Origin of the sequence: Micromonospora inaquosa, from assembly GCF_003857055.1 — a bacterium.
Classification (GTDB): Bacteria; Actinomycetota; Actinomycetes; order Mycobacteriales; family Micromonosporaceae; genus Micromonospora; species Micromonospora inaquosa.
In genome coordinates this window covers 1-18,859 of the sequence record NZ_QGSZ01000266.1, presented here as the reverse complement: position 1 = coordinate 18,859, position 18,859 = coordinate 1, and the positions used below count along the sequence as shown (strand labels likewise).

Sequence of the window (18,859 nt, the reverse complement as noted above, 5' to 3'; positions counted from 1 at the left end):
ACCCCACCCCCCACCCCCCGGTTGATCATGAAGTTATTGCCACCTCGCGCGGCGTGTCGTGGCAATAACTTCATGATCAACGATGGTGTCGGGGGGTTGGGCCGGGTTGGTTTTTTGGCGGTTGGGCGCATGTTCTGCGGGTGGCGGGATAGAAGGGCACATGACCACCGAAGCCTCCGAAGCGCCGGTGCTGAATCGTCAGCAGATCCGGCTGCTCATGGTCGGCCTGATGACCGGCATGCTGTTGGCCGCACTCGACCAGACCATCGTCGGCACGGCGCTGCCGACCATCGTGGGTGAGCTGGGCGGAATCAACCACTACTCGTGGGTGGTCACCGCGTACCTGCTCGCCTCGACCGCGTCGACGCCCCTCTACGGCAAGATGGCCGACCTGTACGGGCGTCGGCCGGTCTTCCTCTTCTCGATCGGCACGTTCCTGGTCGGTTCGTTGCTGGCCGGGCTGTCGCAGAACATGACTCAGCTGATCGTCACCCGGGGGATCCAGGGTCTCGGCGCCGGTGGTCTGCTGACCCTCGCCTTCACCATCATCTCGGACGTGGTGTCACCCCGGGAACGTGGGCGTTACCAGGGCCTGTTCGGCGCGGTCTTCGGGATCTCGTCGGTCGCCGGGCCGTTGGTGGGTGGTTACTTCGCGGAGACCGACTGGCGGTGGATCTTCTACATCAACGTGCCGCTGGCGATCCTGGCCATCATCGTCTGTTACCACGTGATGCGGTTGATCCCGTTCGAACGTCGGGACCACTCGATCGACTGGCTCGGCGCCGGTCTGCTGGTGGCCGGGGTGAGTTCCCTGCTGCTCGCGCTGAGCTGGGGCGGCAACGAGTACCCCTGGGGTTCCGGCGTGATCATCACGCTCTTCGTGGTCGGTGCGGTGCTGGGGGTGCTCTTCATCCTCCAGGAGGCCCGGGTGGCCGAGCCGATCCTGCCGCTGCGACTGTTCCGGAGCGCCACCTTCGCGTTGGCCAACTCAGCTCTGCTGATCATCGGTCTGGTGATGTTCGGTTCGATCATCTTCATCCCGCTGTACCTGCAGATCGTGAAGGGCGCCTCGCCGACCCGCAGTGGTCTGCTGATGCTGCCGATGATGGCCGGCATCATCATCACCTCGATCCTGACCGGCCGTGCGATGACCCGGATCGGCCGTTACAAGTGGTTCCCGGTGGCCGGTTCGGTGACCCTGCTGGCCGGCATGTTCCTCTTCACCCAGTTGGCGGTGAGCACCTCACTCTGGGTCGCGTTCGGGTTCATGGTGGTGATCGGCGTCGGGCTGGGTCTGTGTATGCAGTCGCTGATCCTGGCGGTGCAGAACGCGGTCTCCGTACGCGATCTGGGGGCTGGCACCTCCTCGGCGACCTTCTTCCGGTCGCTGGGTGGTTCGTTCGGGGTGGCGATCCTCGGCACGGTGCTCTCGTCCCGGCTGACCGGCGGGCTCGCCGACCGGTTGCCCGGCGCGATCGCGCAGCTTCCGCCGCAGGAGCAGGCCGCCGTGGCGGCGAGTGGCGGTACCAATATCTCGATCAACGATCCGGCCACCATCATGGCCCTGCCGGGTCCGGTACGCGCGGCCATCCAGAACGCCTTCGTCGACGCGCTGGACATGGTCTTCCTGACCGCCGGCCTGATCGCGATCGTGGCGGTGGTGGTCACCTTGACGCTGCCCAACACGCAGCTTCGGGGTGCCGGTCCGAAGGGCGCCACCGGTGGTGCCGATCCGCTCGGCGGCGAGGCCCCGGCTCCGGGCGGCAAGCCGCTGACCCGCGAGTCCAAGGAGGAGGCGGCCGCCGACATGGAGGCCAAGTCCCAGACGATGATCTGAGCAGATCGCCGCGTGGAACGACCCGCCAGGCGGCGTGATCGTCTCGGGGTCGGTGAGAGTCGGGGTGTCCGGGTGCCGGGGATGCCCCGACTTTCCTGTCAGCAGGGCGTGCTGATGGGTCAGGCGGGGCGGCGGTAGGCGCCGTACCACCAGGTCGCGGCCAATTCCCGGGCCGCCGCCGCATCGGTGTCGGGGTCGGCCGGGGTGGTGCTGACGTGGTCGGCCAGGAAGCGGTCGCCGCCGAGCACGATCAACCGGCTGGCCATCGACACGTCCAGGTCGGCCGGGGTGCGCCCGGCCTGCTGCTCGATCCGGAGCGCGTCGACGGTACGGGCCACGAACCGCTCCAGCCCGGCCGCCCAGTAGTCGCGGACCGCCTCGTCGTAGGCGGCGACCTCGCTGACCGCTGCCAACACCGGGGCGTATGTCCGGTAGATCCGGATCACGTCGGTGAAGATCTCGGTCAGCGCCACGAGCGGGTCGCCGGGCCCGGCGGGGTCCCATTCGCTGGTGCGGCCGAAGGAGGTCTCCCGCATGGTGCCGGCGAGGCGCATGAGCAGTTCGCTCTTGTCCCGGAAGTGGGTGTAGAAGGTCGACCGCGCCACGCCGGCCTCCGCGGCGATCCGCTGCACGCCGAGGTCGGTGAAGCGGATGCCCTCCTTGAGGAGCCGCTCGGTGGCCGCCAGCACCCGCGCTTCGACGGCGGCACGCCCGTCGGGGTTGTGCGGGCGACGGCGGGTGATCGAGGGCATAGCCGGAATCCTAGGTGGCCGGGGGCTGGGTCGGCGACGTACGCTCGGCGTCGGACACAGTGTCCGACATAGTGACCACGGAGTGCCTGACCTCGGCCTCCGACCCACCACGAGGAGCAACAGACGTGAAGTACCGACTGCTGGGCAACACCGGGGTGTACGTCTCGGAGATCTCGCTCGGCGCGATGACCTTCGGCGGCAGCGGGCACCCGCTCTGGGGCACCCTCGGTGGGCTGGCGCTGCCCGAGGTGCAGCGACTCGTGGACACCGCGCTGGACGCGGGCGTCAACTTCGTCGACACCGCCGACGGCTACAGCGACGGCGAGAGCGAGGAACTGCTCGGCAAGGCGCTCGGCAAGCGGCGTCGCGACGTCGTGCTGGCCACGAAGGTGCACTCCCGGACCGGGCCCGGCCCGAACGACGTCGGTACCTCCCGGCTGCACATCATGCAGAACCTGGAGGACAGCCTGCGTCGGCTGGGCACCGATCACATCGACCTGTACCAGATCCACAACTTCGACCAGGTCACTCCGATGGAGGAGATGCTGCGCGCGCTCGACGACGCGGTCCGGCAGGGCAAGGTGCGCTACATCGGCGCGGCCAACTTCGCCGCCTGGCAGATCTCCAAGGCGCTGGGCATCTCCGCCCGGGAGAAGCTGGCCGGGTTCGTCTCGGTGCAGGAGTACTACTCGCTGCTGGGCCGGGACGTGGAGCGCGACGTGGTGCCGATGGCGCTCAACGAGGGTGTCGGGCTGACCGTGTGGAGCCCGCTCGCCGGTGGTTTCCTCTCCGGCAAGGTCAGCCGGGACGGTGCCGTCGCCGACAGTGGCGCACGCAGCGCCCAGCCCGGTTACGCCAGCTTCACGCCGATGGACCCGGAGCACGCCTTCGGGGTGGTCGACGTGCTCAAGGGCGTCGCCGAGCGGCACGGGGTCAGCCCGGCCCGGGCTGCGGTCGCCTGGCTGCTGTCCCGGCCGGCCGTGACCAGTGTGATCGTCGGTGCCCGCAAGCAGGAGCAGTTGGTCGACAACATCGCCGCCTCGGACCTCACGCTGACCGCGGAGGACCTCACCGAGCTGGACGAGGCCACCAAGCTGCCGGTCGCGTACCCGAACTGGATCCAGGAGGGGTACTTCGCCGGGCTCCGCTACCCGCAGTGAGGCGCAGCCCCGGGGTCGGTGACCCCGGGGCTCCCCCTACTTGAGGATGAGCCGGTTCGTCTGCTCGAAGACGTCCAAATCGGCCAGGGTCTCGAGGACCGAGGAAGAGAGCGGGGCGGGGAACCGGTCGCGCGTGAAGAACCCGGCGTCGGTGGTCTCGTCGGTGACCCGGGTCAACTGCCCGTCCCACTCCTCCACCTTGAACGCCGTCGTGAACACCTGGTACGTGTGGCCGTACATGTTGGTGCTCGTCCGGTCCGGGCCGGTGTAGAGGGCGAACGCGCAGACCCGCAGCGCGCGCAGCCCGGTCTCCTCACGGACCTCGCGTACCGCGCAGTCGGCGATCGACTCGCCCAACTCCATCGCACCGGCCGGCATGGCCCACTGGCCGTTGTCCGAGCGTTTGATCAGCAGAATGCGTCCGGCGTCGTCGTTGACCACGGCGCGGGCGCCGACGAACATCAGCGTCCGGTCCCCGGCGAGCGCGCGCAACTGCCCTACGTATGAGTCGGCCCAGGAGATGCTCACCTGCGACAACTTACGGGGGTTCCCAACGTGTGACCGCCGACACTAGCTTGTTACCCATGCGTAGCACGATGATGGACGCCCCTCTGCAGATCTCCCGGATCCTCGACCACGGTGCAGGGGTGCACGGCACGGCCGAGGTGGTCACCTGGACGGGCGCCGAACCCCGCCGGATGACGTACGCCGAGGTGGGCCGTGCCGCCGCCCGGCTGGCACACGCGCTGCGCGACGAGTGTGGGGTGACCGGCGATGAGCGGGTCGCCACCTTCATGTGGAACAACAACGAGCACCTGGTCGCCTACTTCGCGGTGCCGAGCATGGGTGCGGTGCTGCACACGCTCAACATCCGGCTCTTTCCCGACCAGGTCGTCTACATCGCCAATCACGCCGAGGACCGGGTGGTGCTCGTCGACAGCACGCTCATTCCGCTGCTGGCCCGGGTGATCGGTGAGCTGACCACGGTGCGGCACGTCGTGGTGGTCGGCGGCGGCGACCCGGCGCCGCTGGTGGCGACCGCCGGTGACCGGATCACCGTGCACCACTGGGACGCGCTGCTCGCCGACCGGCCCGAGGTGTACGACTGGCCCGAGGTGGACGAGCGCGACGCCGCCGCGCTCTGCTACACCTCGGGCACCACCGGAAACCCGAAGGGTGTGGCCTACTCGCACCGCTCGATCTATCTGCACTCGTTGCAGGTCTGCATGCCGGAGGGTTTCGGTCTCGGGCCGACCGACCGGGAGCTGGCGATCGTGCCGATGTTCCACGCCATGTCCTGGGGTCTGCCGTACGCGGCCTTCCTCTCCGGCGCGTCGCTGATCATGCCGGACCGGTTCCTCCAGGCCGCGCCGATCGCCGAGATGATCGCCGCCGAGCGACCCACCCTGGCCGGCGCGGTGCCGACCATCTGGACCGATCTGCTGGCCTACCTGGACACCCACGACGTGGACACCTCCTCGCTCGGTGAGGTGATCGTCGGCGGCTCGGCGTGCCCGCCGGCGCTGATGCACGCCTTCGACGAGCGGCACGGGATCGACGTCATCCACGCCTGGGGGATGACCGAGATGTCCCCGCTGGGGTCGGTGTCGCGTCCGCCCGCCGGGGTGACCGGTGAGCAGGCGTGGCGCTACCGCTACACGCAGGGGCGGGTGCCGGCGGGCGTGCAGGCGCGCATCGTCGGCCCGTCGGGTGAGCCGATGCCCGCCGATGGCAGGGCGGTGGGCGAGTTGGAGGTCCGGGGGCCGTGGGTGACCGCCCGGTACGTCGGTGACGACGCCCCGGACGAGGAGAAGTTCCGCGACGGCTGGCTGCGCACCGGCGACGTGGGCACCCTCTCGCCGGACGGGTACATCACGCTGACCGACCGCGCCAAGGACGTGATCAAGTCCGGTGGTGAGTGGATTTCATCGGTGGAGCTGGAGAACGCGCTGATGGCGCACCCGGCGGTGCTGGAGGCGTGCGTGGTGGGTGTCCCGGACGAGCGGTGGGACGAACGTCCGCTGGCCACCGTGGTGCTCCGGGAGGGCGCTTCGGTGACCGCCGAGGAGCTGCGGGACTTCCTGGCCGGGTCGGTGGCGCGCTGGCAGTTGCCCGAGCGCTGGGCGTTCATCGACACGGTGCCGAAGACGAGCGTGGGCAAGTTCGACAAGAAGGTCGTCCGTTCGCGGTACGCCGGGGGCGAGCTGACTGTCCGGGAGCTGACAGCCCCGTAACGTTTTGCCAGGCACTGTCGCCTGTTAGGGCGGGAGTACTCCTGAACAACCCTCCCCAGGGGCGGCCCCGGCGTTCGCACCGCGCCGGGGCCGCCCGCTCCACGCGGGATGACCCGCACCGTCATTGTTGCGAAAGTTATTCGCCTCTGTCCTGCTGACGGGGAAATCGGGTGGCCAGCGACCCGATCAGGCCTCGCTGGTCGTGATGAGCACCTTGCCCACCGTCGAGTCCTCCACCGCCTGGTGCGCCGCAGCCGCCTCCGCCAGGGGGTAGTAGTGCAACGGCAGGCCCGCGTCCGCGCCCACCCGGATGCCGCCCTGACTGGCCGCCGCCGCCACGTCCTTCACACCCTGCGCCTTGGCCGACTTCGGCTCCGTGTAGACCAGTACGAACTGCCAACGGGCGTTCGGGACCATCATCGCCCGAATCGGGATGCGCACCTCGTCCCCGCCGTCGTCGGCGTACATGCAGACCGCGCCGCCGTGCCGCAGCACCTGCACGTCCGTCGCGGCGTTACGGGCGGGGGAGACCTCCACGATCGTGTGGACCCCGTCGGGGGCGATCTTGTGGACCTCCCCGACCACGTCCTGCTCCCGATAGTTGATCACAAAGGAGGCGCCGGCCGACGCCGCTAGCTGCGCCTTCTCCGCGCTGCTCACCGTGGCGATCACCGTGGCGTCGGCCCAACGGGCGAGCTGGATCGCGGCGTTGCCGACCGCGCCCGCGCCGCCCTGCACCAGCACCGTGTGATCCGCCAACGCCCCAGCCCGCAGGGTGTCCGGCATGAACTCGCCAGCGGTCAGACAACGGTGCGCGGTGAGGAACGGGATGCCCAGGGCGGCCCCCAGCTCGAACGCGGCGGCGCCGAGGCGTACCGCCTGCCGGACCGGCACCAGCGTGTACTCCGCCGTCGTGCCCCACTGTCGCTGCCAGGCGGCCTCCCAGACCCACACCCGCTCACCGATCAGGTCAGGGTCCACCCCCGCGCCGACCGCCTCGACCACCCCCGCGCCGTCCTGCCCGGGAATCTGCCAGCCGTCCGGCGGGGAGTTGCGGCGGGACTTCCAGTCCGTCGGGTTCACCCCGGAGACCGCCATCCGCACCAGGACCTCGCCCGCACCCGGCTCCGGCACCGGCCGGTCGACCAGCCCAAGCACCGACGGGTCGCCGTTGCGCTCGTACACGATGGCCTTCATCCGTGGTCTCTACCCCGCTCGGCCCCGGTCAACCCAGCTCGTCCACCAGCTCGGGGGTCAGCTCACCGATCGCGTGCAGCGTCACCACCGCCAGCCCTGCGGCGTCCGGGTCGAGCGGGTACGACCCGTGCGGCACCGCCACCACCCGCATCCCCGCCGCCGCGGCGGAACGCACCCCGTTGGACGAGTCCTCCACCGCCAGACAGCGGGTCGGATCGACGCCGAGGCTCCGCGCCACGCTCAGATACACGTCCGGTGCCGGCTTGCCCCGTTCGGTCTGCTCGGTGGAGAGGGTCGCGCCGAACGCGTCGGTCAGGCCGGTCGCCGCCAGCGCCGCCTCGATCAGCCGGGTCGGCGACGAACTGGCCAACCCGAGCGGCCACCGCGCGGCCAGCCGGCGGACGACCTGGTCGGCGCCATCGATGAGGGGTACGTGGTCCCGGTAGCGTCGGGTCATCTCCTCGACCACCTCGACGGCGACCTGCTCGGCGGTGCGGCCGACGCCCAGCTCCCCGCTCAGATAGTGGGCCCACTCGCCGGTGCTCATCCCCATCAGCCGGCGTTGGGTGTCCGGCTGCCACGTCCCGCCGTGCGTTGCCACGTACGCCCGGCGGACCTCCTCCCACACCGGCTCGGAATCCACGATCACGCCGTCCAGGTCAAAGACCACCGCATCCGTCACGGGCCCATCCTGCCTGACCGACGGGTGCCCGGTCAGTCGGGCAGCGCGGGCAGACCGAGCGGGCTGCCCTCGGGAAGCAGGGTGTGGCCGGCCCGGGCGATCGGCTCCAGCAGCTCCCGGAGTCGATCCGTGTCGGCAGGGGTCAGCGCCTGCCACGGGTGCGCGGCGGCCCGGTCGGTGGCGTCCTCGATGGCCTGGAACCCGGCCCGGGCTTCGTCGGTGGCCGTGCCGTCCCCGGTCAGCCAGCCCCGCTCGGTGAGCCGCTCGCGGGCGGCCTGCCACTGCTCCTCGGACCAGCCCCGGCCGAGCAGATACTGCGGCGGCGAGCCGTCCAGCGCGACCCGCCCGGTCAGCGTCTCCACCGGGTCCAGCCCGGCGGCCACCAGCGCCGCCACGTGCCCGTCCCCCCGATGTTCGCGCAGCGTGGTGGCGGCCTGCCACAGGCGTGCCAGCGGGTACTCGCCGGTCGGGAGGGCCGCGTTGACCGCGCCGAGCACCCGGCCGGCGGTCTGCGCCGCCGAGGCGGCCCGCTCCAGCAGGTCGGCCGCCTCCACCAGGTGCGACTCCGGTAGCTCGTAGGTCAGCTCGGCGAGCGCCTGCACCGCACCGGTCAGGCGGGCACGCAACGCCTCCTGCGGGGTGGCCAACCGCCACACCGCCGGCAGCGCGCGAGCGACCATCGGCGGCGCGAAGTTGAAGAAGGCGGCGATCACCGGGGCCGCCTCGGTGGCGCCGAGCGGCGCGGCCCGGCCGGCGAAGTACCCGCGCCAGTAACCGCGCAGCCCAACCGCCTCGTACGCGGCACGGGCCCGGGGGTGGAGGTAGGTGACCGCATGCACCGGCTCGAAGTACGCCCACATCGACCGGGCAACCCGCCCAGGCTCGTCCAGCGCCGTCACATGCACCTCCGCGTCCGGTTCCGGCTGCTCACCCCGGGCGACGAACCGCCCGGGGTGACGCCGAACCTACTGCCGCTGGGTGACGGGCCGGAAGCCTCATGTGAACAACTCCATCGCGACCCGGCGACAACCGGGACGACCCGGACAGGTCACTGGGCGGCGAGCACGTCCACCACGAAGCGCAGCGGGCCGGTCGGCCGTCCATCGCCGGCGGCCTCGTCGTTGCCGTACGCCAACTCGCCCGGGATGTCGAGCTGCACCCGGCTGCCCACGGTCACCCCGACCAGGCCCTGGTCCCAGCCCGGGATCACCTGGCCGACGCCGATCGGGAAGGTGGCCGGCTGTCCGGCCTTCCAGGAGGAGTCGAACTCCTTGCCGTCCTTGAAGAACACCCCCACGTAGTTGGTGGTGATGTTCTGGCCCTTCTTCACGGCCGGGCCGGTGCCCTTGATCAGCGGCGTGACGACGAGCTTCTTGAGCTCACCCGTGCCCGGCGTCACCGCCGGCTTGGTGCCCAGCGCGGGATCGGCGCCCTCGGGCAGCTGCGGGGCGGGGGGCGCGCCGGCCTCGTCGGCGGCCGGGGCGGAGGCGGACGGGGTGGTGTCGGCCGAGTTCTTGGGCTTGTCGTCGCCACCGCCGATCGTCACGAAGACGGCGATCAGCACCCCGACCACGGCGACGGCGGCGAGGCCGCTGGCCCACGCGTTGCGCTTCCGCCTCGCGTCGGCTGCCTTCTTCTCCGCCAACTGGGCGGCCAGGCGTCGCCCCGACTTGGTCGCCGGGCTCTGGTCTGGGCCCTTCTGCTGCGTCCGCTCGCTCACGTCGTCGACTCCCTGCTGCGAAGTGTGGCCGGCACCCGGTGCCGGGGGGAAAGCCGACGCACACGGTACCCGCACTGCGGCCTACCGTGCCCGCCGCGGATGGCACGGATCGCCCAGCACGGCAGATCCGGGGCTTTCCCGGGCGGTTATTCCGGTACGACCATGAAGTCGGTCACGAACGAGGTGACCCGGCCATCGGCGGCCCGACCGATCCAGGTGCCGTAGCAGCCGTCGCCCCAACCCGTGGCCACGGTGACGACGTTGGCGCCGCTGGCCTCGTCCAGCACGGCGGTGATCAGCCCCGGGACCGGGGACGAGGGCAGCTCGGCGGGGATGAAGACCTCCTCGACCCGATCGGAGTCCCAGCCCTCCAGGACGGCGAGCGCGGTCGGGTCGGCAAACGTGCCGACGCCCGCGTCCACCCCGTACCCGAAGTAGTCGTCCGCGCCGAGCGTGGCGACGTCCTGGTCACCCGCGACGGCCGGCTCCCAGCGGATGGTCGGCTCGGCGGAGACGACCAGCTCCAGCGCGGCGACCCGTCGGTCCACCTCGGCGTCCTCCCGGAGCACCACCGCGACCCAGGCGCGGGCGGGATGCCGCCCTGGCGGCACGGTCACCGTGAACGGCTCCGCCTCCGGGCAGACCAGCGGGTCACACCCGACCACCCGGCCGGTCGGCAACACGATCTCGCCCACCGGGTGAACCTCGATCAGGTACCCGCCGTGCTCGTCGGTGAAGCGGGCGCCGGGCGTCAACAACCGGTCCAGATCAGGGGTGTACGGCATGGGGGCTCCTCCGGTCGCCAGCGGCCGGCGGAGCGTACCCGGCCCGGCGGACAGCGCCGCCGCTGCCGTACGGTCAGGCGCTCTTGCGGGGTGCGCTCTTGCGCGCGGCGGTCTTCTTCGCCGGCTCGGCCTTCTTAGCCGCGGTCTTTTTCGCGGCGGTCTTCTTCGCCGGCTCCGCCGCCTTCTTCTCGGCCGTCTTCTTCGCCGCGGTCTTCTTCGCGGGTGCCTTGGCCGCCTTCTTCTCGGCTGCCTTCTGGGCGGACCGGGCCGACGAGATGGGCGTCGGCTCACCAGCACCGCCACCGCCGCGGGCGGGCTGCTCGCCGCGAGCCGCCTTGGCGCGCTCCACCGAGGCCTTCAACGCCGCCATCAGGTCCACCGCCGCGGCCGGGGCCTCCTCGACCTCCTCCGGCTGGACGACCTCCCGACCCTCCACCTTGGCGTCGATGACCTCCTGCAACGCGGCCCGGTAGTCGTCGGTGAAGACGTCCGGCTCGAACTCGCCGGTCATCGAGTCGATCAGTGAACTGGCCATGGCCAGCTCCGGCGGGCGCACCTTGAGGTCCTCGTCGAGGAAACCGAAGTCCGGGGTACGGATCTCGTCCGGCCAGAGCATGGTGTTGAGCAGCAGCACACCCTCGCGGACCCGCAACGTGGCCAGTTGCTCCCGCTGGCGCAGCGCCACCTTGACGATGGCCACCCGCTCCGAGTCGATCAGCGCGTCGCGCAGCAGCACGTACGGCTTCGTCGCCGCGCCCTCCGGCTCCAGGAAGTACGCCTTGTTGTAGAGGATCGGGTCGACCTGTTCGGCTGGGACGAACTCCAGCACGTCGATCGCGCGGGAACTGGTCAGCGGCAGGTCGGCGAAGTCCTCGTCGGTGAGGATCACCATCTCGCCGCCGCCGATGTCGTAGCCCTTGGCGATGTCGTCGTAGGTGACCTCCTCGCCGCAGACCGAGCAGGTGCGCTTGTAGCGGATCCGGCCGCCGTCCTCGCGGTGCACCTGGTGGAACCGAATGTCCTTCTCCTCGGTGGCCGAGTAGAGCTTCACCCCGATCGAGACGAGCCCGAACGACACGGCTCCCTTCCAGATGGCACGCATCCTGCGCTCCCTTCCCCGGTATCGACCATGCTCGCATCCGAAAGAACCGGACGCGAGGTGTTCGGCCTGCTACTACAGTCGGGTCGTGCCCGGCGCGCCGCTCAAGCCGATGCTCGCGATGACCGGGCCGCTCCCGGCGGGTGACGGCTGGGCGTACGAGTTCAAGTGGGACGGCGTCCGCGCGCTCGCCGACATCTCCGGTGGCGACCAGCACCTGTATGCCCGCTCCGGTGTGGAGATCACCGCCGCGTACCCGGAGCTGGCCACCCTGCCCGAACAGGTCGACGACGCGCTGCTCGACGGCGAGGTGGTGCTGCTGGGCCAGGGTGGGCAGCCGTCGTTCACCGCGCTGGCCGAGCGGATGCACGTGCGGGACCGGGTCAAGGCGGCCCGGTTGGCAGCGGCCATGCCGGTCACGTACATGATCTTCGACCTGCTCCGTTTGAACGGCGACGACCTGACCGGTTGGCCCTACGAGCGCCGCCGGGAGGCGCTCGAATCGCTCGCGCTCGGTGGCCTCCGGTGGGCGGTGCCGCCGATGTTCGCCGACGGCCCGGCCACCTACGAGGCGGCCGGTGAGCACGGTCTGGAGGGGGTGATGGCCAAGCGGGTCGGGGCCGTCTACCGCCCGGGGGTGCGCTCGCCGGACTGGGTGAAGGTCAAACTGGAGGTGACCGGCGACTTCGTCATCGGCGGTTGGCGACCGGGCGCGCGCCGGATCGGCGGACTGCTGGTCGGGGTCCCCGGCCCGGACGGCCGGCTGATCTACCGGGGTCGGGTCGGCGGCGGGATCGGTGCCGCCATCGAGCGGCAGCTCCTCGACGAGTTGGAACCGCTGCGCTCCGGCGTGTCACCGTTCGCACCGGGTGTGCCGCGCGAGGATGCCCGGGGCGCCATCTGGGTAGCACCCAGGGTGGTGGTGGAGGTGAAGTACGGCCAGCGCACCCCCGACGGCCGGCTGCGCTTCCCCCGGGTGCTGCGGTTGCGCCCGGACAAGCCTCCGGAGGAGGTCGACGATGCCGGCTGACCGGCTGCGGGTGGATGTTGAGGGCCGCGCGCTGGAGCTGTCCAACCTGGACAAGGTGCTCTACCCGGCGGCCGGGTTCACCAAGGGTGAGGTGATCGACTACTACACCCGGATCTCCCCGGTGCTGCTGCCGCACCTGCGGGACCGACCGGTCACCCGGATCCGCTACCCCAACGGGGTGGACGACAAGTCGTTCTTCGAGAAGAACACGCCGGCCGCGACCCCGGACTGGGTGCGGGTGGAGAATCTGCCCGCGCCCGGGTCGACGAAGGGCCGGGAAACCATCGACTACGTGATCGCCGACGACCTGCCGACCCTGGTCTGGCTGGCCAACCTGGCCGCGTTGGAGCTGCACACGCCGCAGTGGAAGGTGGGCGAACACCCGGACATGATGGTCGTCGACCTGGACCCGGGGCCACCGGCCGGGCTCGCCGAGTGCTGCCCGGTGGCGGTGCTGATGCGCGACCGGCTCGCCGAGGACGGCATCGAGTCGTACCCGAAGACGTCCGGCAAGAAGGGCATGCAGCTCTGCTGCCCGATCGCCGGCACCCAGTCGTCGGATCTGGTCTCCGACTACGCGCGACGGATCGCCCAGGAGTTGGAGCAGGCCCACCCGAAGCTGATCGTGTCGAAGATGGCGAAGAACCTCCGGCCGGGCAAGGTCTTCATCGACTGGAGTCAGAACAACGCGGCGAAGACCACTGTGGCGCCGTACTCGCTGCGGGCCCAGTCGGTGCCGTCGGTGTCGACACCGTTGACCTGGGACGAGGTGGAGGCCGGCGGGCGCGGTCGGAAGCCGGCCGTCCGCCAGTTCACCGCCGCCGAGGTCCTGGCCCGGGTCGACGAGTACGACGACCTGCTCGGCCCGCTGCTCGACGGCGGCCCGGAACTGCCCAACCGCTGACGGGCGCCGACAACGTCCGCAGGACGCGACAACCTTCGGTGACCCCGCGGCGTGTAAGGCGCGTGACCGACCAACAGAAACCACTGTCCGCGGCGGACCGGTCCTACGTCGCGTTCGTCGAGGTGGCGTGGCAGCGACATATCCGGCTGGCCATGCTGCTCAGCGGCGACCGGTGGCGGGCCGAGGAACTGCTCCAGGACAGCCTGGTCAAGGTCTATGAGCGGTGGCGGCGGCTGTCCCGGCTCGGCGACCCACACGCCTACCTGCGCCGGGCCCTGGTCAACAACCACACCTCGGCGTGGCGGCGACGTCGCCGGGAGAGCCTCTTCGCGGACGTTCCCGACCGGCCCGCCGCGACCGACGGCATCGGCCCGGACGTGGTCGTGCTGCGCCGGGCGCTGATGTCGCTGCCAGCCAAACAGCGAGCGGTGGTGGTGCTCCGCCACTACGAGGACCTGAGCGAGCGCGAGGTCGCCCAGGTCCTGGGCTGCTCGCTCGGCACCGTCAAGAGCCAGAACGCCCGAGCCCTGGGCAAACTGCGCCACCTCCTTGAGGAATCCTTCGACTCGGTAAGCAGGTGATAGTCATGAACAACATCGATGACCGTCTCGCCCATGGGCTGCACGACATCGTCGACGACGCGACGGACTCCGTACCCCCGGTGGGTGCGCTGATCGAGCGCGGCCGGCGGGCCCGGCGACGCCGGACCACCGCGCTGGTCGGTAGCACGTGCGCGCTGCTGGCGCTGGGCGTCGGCACCGCGCTGACCGTTCCGACAAACTCTCCGGCGGGCCGCTCCGACGTCACCACCCAGGCCGCGCAACCGGAGCCGGCCTCGCCGGCGATGCGGCTGGTCTCGGCCGCGACCGCCAGCGAGAACATCAGCTACCGGATGCGGCTGACCCACTCGGGCCCGGACGGGCTGACCTACGAAGGCGCGTTCGACCCGAGGACCGACACCGGCTACGTCCGGGTGCCGAAGGACGACTCGGTCATGACCGAGCTTTTGATCAACGGCACCCGGTACCAGGGTGGCGAGCCTCCGCTGGGTCCCCTACCGGCCGACAAGGGCCCGGGCGAGACGTACGGCCGGTACGGGCAGTACCCGGGGACGTACGACCGGCTCTCCCTGTACGGCGACGGGGACGACGTGCTGGGTTCCGCCGAGCCCGACCCGGCTGCCCTCTTCGCGGCTCTGAAGCGACAGAACGCGACGGTGACCGAGAAGCCGGACGGCTCACTGCACTTCACCTATGCCGAGACCGGCAGGGACGGGTCGAGCAGCACGGCCGGCGACGTCACGCTGGATCGCGACGGTCGGATCGCGACGGTGGCGCTCACCGTCACCTGGCAGTCGACGGTGAAGGGCCGTCTCGACACGGGGACTGTCAACTCGACCCTCGAAGTGTTCGACTACGGCACGCCGGTGACTGTCGAACGCCCGACCGACGTCGTGATGATCAAAGAGTAGGAACCGCGCGGCCCGGCGTCCACGCTTGTGGACGCCGGGCCGACGGGGAGCATCAACCCGCGGCGACGTGAACAGCGGGCGAAGCACGGCGCAGCCGCCACCAGGCACCGCCGACCAGGGCGACGGTGATGACGGTGACCGCGATGTCGCCGGCCAGGGCCGCCGCCGGGCTCGCCGGGGAGTAGGGCGGCACCAGGTACGCGAACGCCGCGGCGGTGACCAGGCCCGCAGTGCCCGCAACGAGCACGTGCCGCTGCCCCCAACCGCTGCCCGACGACCAGTACGCGATCAGCCCTCCGACGGCAGCGGCGAGCGACAGGGCGATGGCCACTCCCGGCCAGCCGGGCGTCAGGTCAGCGCCGAAGCGGACGAGGACGATCAGCAGACCCACCCAGAGCGGATGCGGCACCCGACGGGACCGACGCGGGAGGGCGCGGCGCCAGCGGGGCAGCAGGGCGACCGCGACCAGGGCGAAGACCAGCACGGCGGCGAACGCCAGTTGGAGGGGGCTGGCCAGGAAGCCCTTCCGGCCGCTGCTGTCCGAGAAGATCAACAGGCTGCCGAGCAGGTAGATCACGCCGACCACGGCGAGACCGGGCCGGCCCAGCCACGGCCGCTGCCGCCGCTCCGGCCGGAGGAACGACTCGACGAGCACGATCGGCGCGCAGATGGTCAGCACGATGTGGTTGCCGACGTAGTCGAACGCCTGCCGGAGGCTGAAATCCAGCCCCGGCACCAGCGTCGCCTCGGCGGCGGCACGGGTGTCGGCGTACTGGGTGTCGTCGAGGTAGCCGGGGTTGAACAGTGACTGGTCGACCAGCCCGGCCTGGAGTACGCCGAACGCGGCGGCGAGCAGCACGATGGTCGGCCAGCCCGCGCCGAGGTGTCGGGCGGTCTCCCGGATGAGGATCGCCGCGCCGCCGTACATCGGGCCCAGGAAGATCAGCACCGGCAGGAAGTCGTCGATGGCGAAGCCACCCCACGAGCACTCGGCCGCCCACGGCGCGAGCAGCAGCAACGCGAGCACCGGCAGGAGCCGCCGACGCAGTGGCAGACGGTCGGCGGCGGCGGGGCGGTCGGTGGCGGGATGGTCAGCGGTGACGGGGTCGGGTCCGGTCGGCACGGGCGCTCCTCGGCGGCGTCTCGGGATCGTTCCCTGCACGGTGCGCGGGCCAATCGGTCACCCGATACGGCCATCGGCCGACGACAGGTGCGACCAAAGTCGTTGAGTACTGTGGTGCCGACGTCGACCCGGGAGCGTGGAGATGCAGCCAATCGTGACGGCCGACCTGGCGACCCGACCCGTCGAGGCTGAGCTTCCGTTGATCAGCTACCGCGACGAGGCGACCGGCGAGCGCGCCGACCTGACCGCACAGCAGGTCGGCCAGTGGGCGGCGCGTAGCGCCAGCCTGCTGCGGGACGGCTGTGGGCTCGGCCCCGGCAGCCGCGTAGCGGTCCTGCTGCCGCCGCACTGGCGTACCGCCGCGGTGTTGTTGGGCGCGTGGGCCGCGGGCCTGGCGGTGTCGTTCCGGCCGCGCGCCACGGCGGGCCTGCCGGTGCTCGAACCCGGCGGGGACCGGCCGTTCGACGCGGTCTTCGTGACCCCGCAGCGGCAGGACGACTGGCTGGAGGACGTGCCGGACGCCCCGCACCGCTACCTTGTCGGCACCGGGGCGGGTCGGCTGGCCGACGTGCCGCTGGGCTGGCTGGACTGGTCCGCCGAGGTGCTTCGCCACTCGGACGTCACACCCGACCACACCGCCATCCACCCGTCGGACCCGGCCAGCACGGACGGCACCACCTATGGCCAGTGGGGGGCGCTCGCCCGGGAGATCGCCGGGATGATGGACCTGCGGGCCGGCGACCGGCTGCTGGTCGACGCCGCCGAGACCGAGCAGCCGCTGAAGTGGTTGCTCGCCCCGCTCTCGGCCGGCGCGTCCGTGGTGATCACCGCCAACCTCGATCCGGTACGGCGGGACGAGGTCGTCGCCGCCGAGCAGGTCACCCGCATCCTCTGAACCCGCCGAGCGGCCCCAAACAGCGCTGGCCGACCCGGTTCCGTTACACCGCCACATGCCCTGCTCAGAGGTCTTTTGTCCATGCCGTCGGCGTGTTCTCATACCCGAACAGCGACGTCATCGACCCGGCACCGCCTCCCTCATCGAAAGGTGCACCGATGCGCAGAAGATCGACCTTCCGAGTGGCGGTCCTCACCGCTACCGCCGCGACGTTCCTGGCGTCCGGCGGCGCCTCCGGGGCGCTCGCCACCGCCGCGCCCGCGACCGCCTCCCCGGGCGTCACTGCCTGTGAGCCGGGCGCCGACGCGCACGGCGCCGCCCGGGTCGCCGAGGGCGCCACCGCGCAAGAACCGGAGCTGTACGCCAAGAACGAAGCCAACGCCTACGGCGTGATCAAGGACGCGCCGCGCCTGGCGAACGGCAGCGTCACCATCCCCACGGTCTTCCACATGGTCTCCGACCATCCGCTCACCGCTGCCGAGACGACCAGGTGGAACACCCTGATCGCCGCGCAGATGACGGTGCTCAACGACTCGTTCGCGGGCCGCACGGCCGGCGACGCCGCCAACACTCCGTTCCGCTTCTCGCTCGTGGACACGACGTGGACGGTGAACAGCGCCTGGTACACGGTGGTGCCGGGCAAGAACGAGCGGGACATGAAGAAGGCGCTGTACACCGGCGACTCGGAGACCCTGAACGTGTACGCGGCCAACATCGGCGGCGGGCTGCTCGGCTGGGCGTACTTCCCGAAGGACTACAACAACGGGCGCGACTACATCGACGGCGTGGTGATGCTCGACGAGTCGATGCCGGGCGGCACGGCCGGCAAGTACGCGCTGGGTGACACGCTGACGCACGAGGTCGGGCACTGGCTGATGCTGGAGCACACCTTCGCGCACGGCTGCTCCGCGGCCGGCGACTTCGTCGCGGACACCCCGCGCGAGGCGGCGCCGCAGTTCGACTGCCCGGTGGGTGCGGACTCCTGCACCGCGCCCGGACTCGACCCGATCCACAACTTCATGGACTACACGCAGGACTCCTGCATGAACATGTTCACCTCGGGGCAGGCCGATCGGATGAGCGACGCCTGGGTGGCGTTCCGGGCCGGCGGCGCCGGATAGCCCACTGGACGTCGGGGCCGGTGGTTCGCGTTGCGGCGAACCGCCGGTCCCGCCTCGTTCACCCTTCCGGTTGAGCCCGATCATTCCGTCGGTCCTCACGTTCTGCCTGCTCCTACGCTTCGCCGAAGGCATCTGGCACTTTCGTCGGCGGAGGGCACATGGCGTCGAGGCGTACACATCGGACACTGGTGGCGGCGGTCGCCGGTGGGTTGTTCGCCCTCGGTGTCGTCGCGCCCGGTCCGGCGGCGGCGCCACTGCCCCGCGCGGCCCAGGCCGACGGCCCGACGACCCCCGACCCGCGGGAGCCGCGCCCACCGCTGCTCCCCGCCGACTTCCAGGGCACCGGCCGGTACATCGTGCGGGACCTCGGCATCGACGTGCCGTTCTCCTGGCAGGGCCGCGACGGCAACAGTCAGATGATCGCCGGCGGCCCCGACCACCCGATCTGGTTCACGAACCTGATCTACGAGAACACCCTCTACACGCTCACCTACAGGTGGCCGAACATTCCGCTGTTCCCGCCCCGTGAATGCAGCAAGGTGCCGGGTTTCTTCAACCGCCAGATCTTCAACGACAAGCTGAAGACCGCCCGCTACATGGGGCCGGAGATCCTGCAAGGTGAGAAGGACCGGCACGTCGACCACTGGCGGGTCGGGGTCGTCGGCGGTTCGACAGTGCCGGGGGAGTTCTTCCGGTTCCCGCTCGCGCTCGGCGACATCTACGTCGACCAGCGCGACCCGGGCCGCTGGTGGCAGGTGTTGCAGTTCGGCCTGCAGAACCTCTTCGACCCGGAGCTGGACGAGTGGTTCACCATGGACACCTTCGACCACCGCCCCGGCCAGGTAACCC

The 18,859-nt window shown here is 70.8% G+C and carries 19 protein-coding genes; 10 read left to right on the top strand and 9 right to left on the bottom strand.

Annotated elements, in window-relative coordinates; all coding sequences use genetic code 11:
* Positions 1-160: 160 nt before the first annotated feature.
* Positions 161-1,837 (top strand): MDR family MFS transporter, encoded by a 1,677-nt coding sequence (locus DLJ59_RS24180; RefSeq protein ID WP_124774898.1) that lies wholly within the window; start codon positions 161-163, stop codon positions 1,835-1,837.
* 119 nt (positions 1,838-1,956) lie between these two features.
* On the opposite strand, the gene DLJ59_RS37015 is transcribed toward DLJ59_RS24180, so the two are convergent.
* The gene (locus DLJ59_RS37015) at positions 1,957-2,589 is read right to left on the bottom strand and encodes a TetR/AcrR family transcriptional regulator (RefSeq protein ID WP_208648814.1); all 633 of its coding nucleotides are present in this window, start codon (positions 2,587-2,589) and stop codon (positions 1,957-1,959) included.
* Positions 2,590-2,714: 125 nt separating this feature from the next.
* On the opposite strand from DLJ59_RS37015, the gene DLJ59_RS24170 reads away from it, so the two are divergent.
* Entirely contained in the window at positions 2,715-3,749 is a 1,035-nt protein-coding gene (locus DLJ59_RS24170) for an aldo/keto reductase (RefSeq protein ID WP_124774897.1), read from the top strand.
* Between the two features lie 36 nt (positions 3,750-3,785).
* On the opposite strand, the gene DLJ59_RS24165 is transcribed toward DLJ59_RS24170, so the two are convergent.
* On the bottom strand, positions 3,786-4,277 hold the full coding sequence (locus DLJ59_RS24165) for an NUDIX domain-containing protein (RefSeq protein WP_124774896.1): 492 nt from the start codon (positions 4,275-4,277) through the stop codon (positions 3,786-3,788).
* A gap of 71 nt (positions 4,278-4,348) precedes the next feature.
* Here DLJ59_RS24165 and DLJ59_RS24160 point away from each other — a divergent pair, with 71 nt between their 5' ends.
* Entirely contained in the window at positions 4,349-5,983 is a 1,635-nt protein-coding gene (locus tag DLJ59_RS24160) for a fatty acid--CoA ligase (RefSeq protein WP_208648816.1), read from the top strand.
* A 186-nt stretch (positions 5,984-6,169) separates the two neighbouring features.
* On the opposite strand, the gene DLJ59_RS24155 is transcribed toward DLJ59_RS24160, so the two are convergent.
* The 6 genes from DLJ59_RS24155 to ku all read right to left on the bottom strand — a co-directional run bounded on the left by DLJ59_RS24155 (position 6,170) and on the right by ku (position 11,469).
* Complete coding sequence (locus DLJ59_RS24155) at positions 6,170-7,180, bottom strand: NADPH:quinone reductase (RefSeq protein WP_124774894.1); 1,011 nt, start codon at positions 7,178-7,180, stop codon at positions 6,170-6,172.
* 28 nt (positions 7,181-7,208) lie between these two features.
* Complete coding sequence (locus DLJ59_RS24150) at positions 7,209-7,862, bottom strand: HAD family hydrolase (protein WP_124774893.1); 654 nt, start codon at positions 7,860-7,862, stop codon at positions 7,209-7,211.
* Between the two features lie 32 nt (positions 7,863-7,894).
* On the bottom strand, positions 7,895-8,722 hold the full coding sequence (locus DLJ59_RS24145; protein ID WP_124774900.1) for an SCO6745 family protein: 828 nt from the start codon (positions 8,720-8,722) through the stop codon (positions 7,895-7,897).
* Between the two features lie 188 nt (positions 8,723-8,910).
* Entirely contained in the window at positions 8,911-9,582 is a 672-nt protein-coding gene (locus tag DLJ59_RS24140; protein WP_124774892.1) for an FKBP-type peptidyl-prolyl cis-trans isomerase, read from the bottom strand.
* A 146-nt stretch (positions 9,583-9,728) separates the two neighbouring features.
* Positions 9,729-10,367 carry a DUF4241 domain-containing protein gene (locus DLJ59_RS24135; RefSeq protein ID WP_124774891.1) on the bottom strand — a complete coding sequence of 213 codons (639 nt, stop codon included), beginning with the start codon at positions 10,365-10,367 and terminating at the stop codon, positions 9,729-9,731.
* A 73-nt stretch (positions 10,368-10,440) separates the two neighbouring features.
* A complete protein-coding gene (gene ku, locus DLJ59_RS24130; protein ID WP_124774890.1) occupies positions 10,441-11,469 on the bottom strand; it encodes a non-homologous end joining protein Ku in 1,029 nt (342 codons plus the stop codon).
* A gap of 85 nt (positions 11,470-11,554) precedes the next feature.
* Here ku and ligD (DLJ59_RS24125) point away from each other — a divergent pair, with 85 nt between their 5' ends.
* From ligD (DLJ59_RS24125) to DLJ59_RS24110, 4 genes are all read left to right on the top strand, one after another.
* Complete coding sequence (ligD, locus tag DLJ59_RS24125) at positions 11,555-12,496, top strand: non-homologous end-joining DNA ligase (RefSeq protein ID WP_124774889.1); 942 nt, start codon at positions 11,555-11,557, stop codon at positions 12,494-12,496.
* Positions 12,486-13,400: a non-homologous end-joining DNA ligase gene (gene ligD, locus DLJ59_RS24120; protein ID WP_124774888.1), complete on the top strand. Its 915-nt coding sequence runs from the start codon at positions 12,486-12,488 to the stop codon at positions 13,398-13,400. Before ligD (DLJ59_RS24125) ends, ligD (DLJ59_RS24120) begins: the two co-directional genes overlap by 11 nt.
* A 62-nt stretch (positions 13,401-13,462) precedes the next feature.
* Complete coding sequence (locus tag DLJ59_RS24115; RefSeq protein WP_244236198.1) at positions 13,463-13,981, top strand: SigE family RNA polymerase sigma factor; 519 nt, start codon at positions 13,463-13,465, stop codon at positions 13,979-13,981.
* A gap of 5 nt (positions 13,982-13,986) precedes the next feature.
* Positions 13,987-14,871, top strand: a complete 885-nt coding sequence (locus tag DLJ59_RS24110) for a hypothetical protein (RefSeq protein WP_124774887.1) — start codon at positions 13,987-13,989, stop codon at positions 14,869-14,871.
* Between the two features lie 52 nt (positions 14,872-14,923).
* On the opposite strand, the gene DLJ59_RS24105 is transcribed toward DLJ59_RS24110, so the two are convergent.
* Complete coding sequence (locus DLJ59_RS24105; protein WP_124774886.1) at positions 14,924-15,994, bottom strand: hypothetical protein; 1,071 nt, start codon at positions 15,992-15,994, stop codon at positions 14,924-14,926.
* Between the two features lie 142 nt (positions 15,995-16,136).
* Between DLJ59_RS24105 and DLJ59_RS24100 the strand changes: the two genes are divergently transcribed.
* The 3 genes from DLJ59_RS24100 to DLJ59_RS24090 form a co-directional block, all read left to right on the top strand.
* A complete protein-coding gene (locus DLJ59_RS24100) occupies positions 16,137-16,889 on the top strand; it encodes a TIGR03089 family protein (protein ID WP_124774885.1) in 753 nt (250 codons plus the stop codon).
* 158 nt (positions 16,890-17,047) lie between these two features.
* Entirely contained in the window at positions 17,048-18,010 is a 963-nt protein-coding gene (locus DLJ59_RS24095; protein WP_124774884.1) for a zinc metalloprotease, read from the top strand.
* A gap of 158 nt (positions 18,011-18,168) precedes the next feature.
* Positions 18,169-18,859: hypothetical protein (locus tag DLJ59_RS24090; protein WP_148096963.1), on the top strand; the 691-nt coding region annotated here is incomplete at its 3' end.

What these genes read in the sequence shown, in the direction of transcription:
- DLJ59_RS24180 (WP_124774898.1), top strand. Translation starts at nt 161, where the DNA reads ATGACCACCGAAGCCTCCGAAGCGCCGGTGCTGAATCGTCAGCAGATC.
- DLJ59_RS37015 (WP_208648814.1), bottom strand. Translation starts at nt 2,589, where the DNA reads ATGCCCTCGATCACCCGCCGTCGCCCGCACAACCCCGACGGGCGTGCC.
- DLJ59_RS24160 (WP_208648816.1), top strand. Translation starts at nt 4,349, where the DNA reads ATGGACGCCCCTCTGCAGATCTCCCGGATCCTCGACCACGGTGCAGGG.
- DLJ59_RS24155 (WP_124774894.1), bottom strand. Translation starts at nt 7,180, where the DNA reads ATGAAGGCCATCGTGTACGAGCGCAACGGCGACCCGTCGGTGCTTGGG.
- DLJ59_RS24145 (WP_124774900.1), bottom strand. Translation starts at nt 8,722, where the DNA reads ATGTGGGCGTACTTCGAGCCGGTGCATGCGGTCACCTACCTCCACCCC.
- DLJ59_RS24135 (WP_124774891.1), bottom strand. Translation starts at nt 10,367, where the DNA reads ATGCCGTACACCCCTGATCTGGACCGGTTGTTGACGCCCGGCGCCCGC.
- ku (WP_124774890.1), bottom strand. Translation starts at nt 11,469, where the DNA reads ATGCGTGCCATCTGGAAGGGAGCCGTGTCGTTCGGGCTCGTCTCGATC.
- ligD (WP_124774888.1), top strand. Translation starts at nt 12,486, where the DNA reads ATGCCGGCTGACCGGCTGCGGGTGGATGTTGAGGGCCGCGCGCTGGAG.
- DLJ59_RS24110 (WP_124774887.1), top strand. Translation starts at nt 13,987, where the DNA reads ATGAACAACATCGATGACCGTCTCGCCCATGGGCTGCACGACATCGTC.
- DLJ59_RS24100 (WP_124774885.1), top strand. Translation starts at nt 16,137, where the DNA reads ATGCAGCCAATCGTGACGGCCGACCTGGCGACCCGACCCGTCGAGGCT.
- DLJ59_RS24095 (WP_124774884.1), top strand. Translation starts at nt 17,048, where the DNA reads ATGCGCAGAAGATCGACCTTCCGAGTGGCGGTCCTCACCGCTACCGCC.